Origin of the sequence: Kitasatospora sp. NPDC127060 (genome assembly GCF_042724935.1) — a bacterium.
Classification (GTDB): domain Bacteria; phylum Actinomycetota; class Actinomycetes; order Streptomycetales; family Streptomycetaceae; genus Kitasatospora.
The window spans coordinates 1-4,521 of record NZ_JBHXEG010000172.1 but is presented as its reverse complement, the minus strand read 5'-3'; the positions used below and the strand labels follow the sequence as shown (position 1 = coordinate 4,521).

Here is a 4,521-nt window from a genome sequence, read left to right as displayed (position 1 = left end):
TGCAGGGGGGACCCTGTGGGAGAGTAGGACGCCGCCGAACAATTCTTCAGAAAAGGCCCACCCGGGTTTCCGGGTGGGCCTTTTCGCGTTTCCGGGCGGCACGCTCGGACGGTTCGCCGCGCTTGTGCCGCGCACGCGCATCCGAACGCCTGGAAGAGGGGCCCGAACTGTGACGCAGGTCACGCCGGACGCAGAACCTGGGCGCTGGATCGGGCGTCTGGCTGGTGTGAGATCACGCAGGAGAGCACTGGACGAGCTGGACGAGGAGCGTCTCCTCCGACTGGTGGCCAGGGGCGACCGCGGGGCGTTCGACGAGCTGTACCGCCGGACGTCGCCGTGGCTGGCGGTGCGGTTGCGCCGCCGCTGCTCGGACGAGCAGATCGTTGCCGAGGTCATGCAGGAGACCTATCTCGCGGTGTGGCGCGCGGCCGGCGCGTTCGCCGGGAGTGCGGTCGGCGGCTCGGCCGTCGGGTGGCTGTGGACGATCGCGGCGCGTCGGCTGATCGACGCGTTCCGGCGTCGCGCCCACCACGCCGAGCCGCCGGTCGCCGCCGTCGAACGGGCCGTGGTGCCCGCCGCCGAGGAGGAGGCGCTGGCCGGGACGGTCGGCGGGGACGTCGGCGACGCGCTGCGGCGACTGGCGCCGGAACTCCGTGAGGTATTGCAGGCCACGGTGCTCGACGGGCTCTCCGTCCGGGAGACGGCCGTGCTGCTCAGACTGCCCGAAGGCACGGTCAAGACCCGCGCCCGCCGGGCCCGGATCGCGATGCGGGAGGCACTGGCATGAGGGAGGAACACGCGTCGAGGCGGTTGATCGACGACTACGCCCGGGGGGACGCCACGATGGCGGCGGACACGGTGTGGGCCCTGGAGGCCCACCTGGAGACGTGCGCGCCGTGCCGGAGCCTGCTGGCCGCCTCGGTGGCCGCGGAGGCGCCCGACGTCTCCGCGCTGCTGGACACCGTCCGGGCCGGCCTGGAGCCGCAGTTGGACGCGGCCGCCCAGGCGCCCGCGCGGCGGCGCCGTCCGGGCTGGGTGTCGGCCTGGCTGACCCCGGTGATGACGCCGTGGCTGGCGATGACCGCCGCCGTCACCCTGGCGGCACTGCTGCTGGACGCGCTCGCGCCGGCGACGTTGCTCGGCGGCGCCTCGCCGGTGTCGCTGGTGGCGCCCGTGCTGCCGCTGCTCGGTGTGGCCGCGGCCTGGTCGCGCGCGCTGGACCCGGCGCACGAACTGACGGCCTCGACCGCCCGGGCGGGCCTGGCCCTGCTGCTCCGGCGCACCACGGCGGTGCTCGCCGTGGTGCTGCCCGGGCTGCTGCTGACGGGCTGGCTGACCGGGAGCGTGACGGCCGCTCAGTGGCTGCTGCCCTCGCTGGCCTTCACCTCCACCGCCCTGGCAGTGGGCAGCGTGATCGGGGTGACCCGGGCCGCCGCCGGGCTGGCGGCCGCCTGGGGCGTCGCCGTGGTGGTGCCCACGGGGGCCACCGGACAGGTCCCGCTCGCCGTGCGGATCGCGCTCCAGCCGGGCGGACTGCCCGGCTGGGGGCTGGTGCTCGCACTGGCCGTCGGCGCCGTGATCGTGCGCCGGAACTCCTACGCGACGCTGTGAAACCCAACGCTGTGAAACCCAACGCTGTGAAACCCAACGCTGTGAAACGACCATCGACCCTCGAAAGGGGCCACCGCATGGCGCCCATGACGAGCGCGGCCGAGACCGCGCCGAAGACCTACGCCTGGGAGATCCGGGCCAGTGACCTGAGAGTGCGGGTCGGCCGGACCAAGATGGCCGTCGACGGACTGGACCTCTCCCTGGGCATCGGTGCCCACGGCCTACTGGGGCCCAACGGCGCGGGCAAGACCAGCCTGATCCGGGCCCTGGCGACGGTGCTGCGGCCGGCCGGGGGCGAGCTGGAGCTGCTCGGCACCTCCGTCGGAGGGCTGGGCGACCACCGGGCGCTGCGGCGCCGGATCGGCTACCTGCCGCAGGACTTCGGCTACTACAAGCGCTTCACGGTGCGCGAGTTCGTGGAGTACATGGCCTGGCTGAAGGAGGTGCCGAAGGCGGACATCCCGGCGGCCGTCCAACGGGCCGTCGAGCGGGTGGGCCTGGCGGACCGGGCCGACCACCGGATGAAGACCCTGTCCGGCGGCATGGTGCGGCGGGCCGGCATCGCCCAGGCGATCGTCAACGACCCCGCGGTGCTGCTACTGGACGAGCCGACGGCCGGCCTGGACCCGGCGCAGCGGCTGCGCTTCCGCGAGCTGCTGCAGGAACTGGGTCGGGACACCTGTGTGGTGGTCTCCACCCACCTGGTGGAGGACGTCGCGGCGGCCTGCTCGGACGTGGTGCTGTTCGCCGACGGCCGGCTGGTCTTCCAGGGCACCCCGGACGACCTGGCCGCCGCCGGCGGCAGCGAGTTCCCGGGCGACAGCCCGCTGGAGCGCGGCTACTCGGCGCTCCTCCACGACACCGGCCGTCCGGGAGGCACCTGGTGAACGGACGTGTGCTGCGGACCGAGCTGAGGCGCTCCGTCGCCCCGTGGGCCGGTCTGGTCGTCCTGGGCGGCAGCCTGGCGGTCCTCTACGCGATCAACGGACTGTGGTGGCGGGGCACCACGGCTTGGACCTCGCAGTGGACATCGTTGGCGCTGACGACCCGCTCCATGCTGGCCTACCTGTGGCCGCTCTCGGTGGGCTTCGGGGCGGTCTACGGACTGCGCGACTCCCGCTCCCGGATGGCCGAACTGCTGGCGAGCACGCCGCGGCCGGCCTGGCGCCGGGCGGCGCTGCCGGCCGGCGCGCTCGCGCTCGCGCTGGCGTCGGGCTTCGGCCTGCTCGTCCTGTGGGGCGCGGGGCAGGTGGTTCTCGGCGACGCCGACTACCTGCCGGCGGGATGGCTGCCGATCTCGCTGGTCGCGGCGCTGGCCCTGGTCGCGGGCGCCGTGTTCGGGATGGGCGTCGCGAGGACCGTGCCCTCGGTGCTCGTCCCGCCGATCCTTGTGGTGGGCTTCCTGCTGACGGTCATGTACCTGCGGCAGACCACCGACGGCGCACTGCCGTCCGGCGTGGCGCCGAACCGGCTCTCCCAGCTGTCGCCGGTGACCGAAATGCCACGGGAGATGCTGCTGACCCTCTCCGGGGCGGTGGACCTGGGGCAGGCGCTGTGGTTCCTCGGGCTGCTCGGCACCGGCTTCGCGCTGGTGGCGGCCTCGACCCGGCGGGCCCGGTTGCTCGCGGTGGCGCCCGTACTGGCCGGTGCGGCGCTGGCCCTGACGGTCCTGCCGGCCGATCCGCGGGACACCTTCGTCGTCGACCGGGCCGCGGCGGCCCTGGTCTGCGACGGCCCGGTGTGCGTGACCCGGGCGCACCGCGCGCAGCTGCCCGAACTCGCACCGAGCGGCAAGGAGGCGCTGCGCGTGCTGCACGAGGCGCTGGGAGACCAGGCGCCGGCCGCGCTGCACGAGGAGACCGCGCTGCGCGCGATCGGCGACGACCGTACGCTCTCCGGCGACGTGGTGCTGATCGACTTCGACGACCCGCTGGTCGCCGGTGCGAGCGGCGCGGACCTGACCCGGCTGCTGGTCGCCCAGGGCCTGGCGCCGAACTGCTGGCCGCGCACCATCTGGGAGGGCGGGGGGCAGACCGCGATCCCGGCGCAGAGCGTCGGCGCGAGCTGGGCCCTCGGCGATCACCGGCTGGTACCGCTGCAGCAGCCGGAGGGCGACCGGTTCTCGCAGCAGGCATGGACGAACGCCCGCACCGCCTGGGAGACGCTGAACGCCCTGCCGGCCGCCGAGCAGCGCTCCCGGATGGCCCAGGTCCGTGCCGCCGCGCTGTCCTGCGGGACCGTGCTGGCGCCGCTGACGGGGGAGGCGTCCCGATGAGGTGGCTGACCCTGTACGCGCGGTCGCGGCAGGCGCCCGCCTCGGCGGCCGTCATCCTGCTGGTCGTGCTGGCGACGTGGGCCCTGGACGACGGCCGGGGCCCGATGGACCTGGGGACGACCGTCCTGGTCCTCACCATGAGCGTCGCGGCCGGTTCCGTCGGGCTCGGCGGGCAGGACGCGGCGCTGGAGCGGACGGCCGCGATCCGGTGGATGCCCCGCCGGGCGGCGCACGTGCTGGTGATCGGCGCGTTCGCCGGTGCGGCGCTGCTGGCGCTCCGACTGATGGGGGTGGAGACCAGCCCCACCGGCTTCGTCGTCCGGGACGCCGCCGGGCTGGCCGGTCTGGCCGCGCTCGGGGCGGCGCTGTTCGGAGCGCAGCTCGCCTGGATCCTGCCGACCGGCTGGCTCGCGGTCACCGTCCTCAGCCCGCCCCCGCCCGGCACCCTGGGGAAGGTGGTGCACTGGATGACCTTCACCCCGGCCACGACGGCGTCCACCGGGACGGCGTGGGCCCTGCTGGTGGTCGGCACCGTGCTGTACGCCCTGGCGGGCCCCCGCCGGTAGCGGGTGGCCGGGCCCCGGCGGGCCTGGAACGACGAACGACGTGAGCACCGCCCGAGGGCGGTGCTCACG

5 protein-coding genes are annotated in these 4,521 nt (G+C 74.9%); all 5 read left to right on the top strand.

Annotated features, from left to right (window positions below):
• The first annotated feature begins 226 nt into the window (after positions 1-226).
• The 5 genes from ACFWIS_RS40405 to ACFWIS_RS40385 all read left to right on the top strand — a co-directional run bounded on the left by ACFWIS_RS40405 (position 227) and on the right by ACFWIS_RS40385 (position 4,452).
• A complete protein-coding gene (locus tag ACFWIS_RS40405; RefSeq protein WP_380463980.1) occupies positions 227-787 on the top strand; it encodes an RNA polymerase sigma factor in 561 nt (186 codons plus the stop codon).
• The gene (locus ACFWIS_RS40400) at positions 784-1,611 is read left to right on the top strand and encodes a zf-HC2 domain-containing protein (RefSeq protein ID WP_380463978.1); all 828 of its coding nucleotides are present in this window, start codon (positions 784-786) and stop codon (positions 1,609-1,611) included. The genes ACFWIS_RS40405 and ACFWIS_RS40400 overlap by 4 nt, the downstream gene beginning before the upstream one ends.
• Positions 1,612-1,688: 77 nt before the next feature.
• On the top strand, positions 1,689-2,498 hold the full coding sequence (locus ACFWIS_RS40395) for an ABC transporter ATP-binding protein (RefSeq protein ID WP_380463976.1): 810 nt from the start codon (positions 1,689-1,691) through the stop codon (positions 2,496-2,498).
• Positions 2,495-3,886, top strand: a complete 1,392-nt coding sequence (locus ACFWIS_RS40390; RefSeq protein WP_380463974.1) for a hypothetical protein — start codon at positions 2,495-2,497, stop codon at positions 3,884-3,886. The genes ACFWIS_RS40395 and ACFWIS_RS40390 overlap by 4 nt, the downstream gene beginning before the upstream one ends.
• Entirely contained in the window at positions 3,883-4,452 is a 570-nt protein-coding gene (locus tag ACFWIS_RS40385) for a hypothetical protein (protein ID WP_380463972.1), read from the top strand. Before ACFWIS_RS40390 ends, ACFWIS_RS40385 begins: the two co-directional genes overlap by 4 nt.
• The last annotated feature ends 69 nt before the right edge of the window (positions 4,453-4,521 follow it).

Bases quoted from the DNA above. Each gene is read 5' to 3' on its own strand.
- ACFWIS_RS40400 (WP_380463978.1), top strand. From the start codon at position 784: ATGAGGGAGGAACACGCGTCGAGGCGGTTGATCGACGACTACGCCCGG.
- ACFWIS_RS40395 (WP_380463976.1), top strand. From the start codon at position 1,689: ATGGCGCCCATGACGAGCGCGGCCGAGACCGCGCCGAAGACCTACGCC.
- ACFWIS_RS40385 (WP_380463972.1), top strand. From the start codon at position 3,883: ATGAGGTGGCTGACCCTGTACGCGCGGTCGCGGCAGGCGCCCGCCTCG.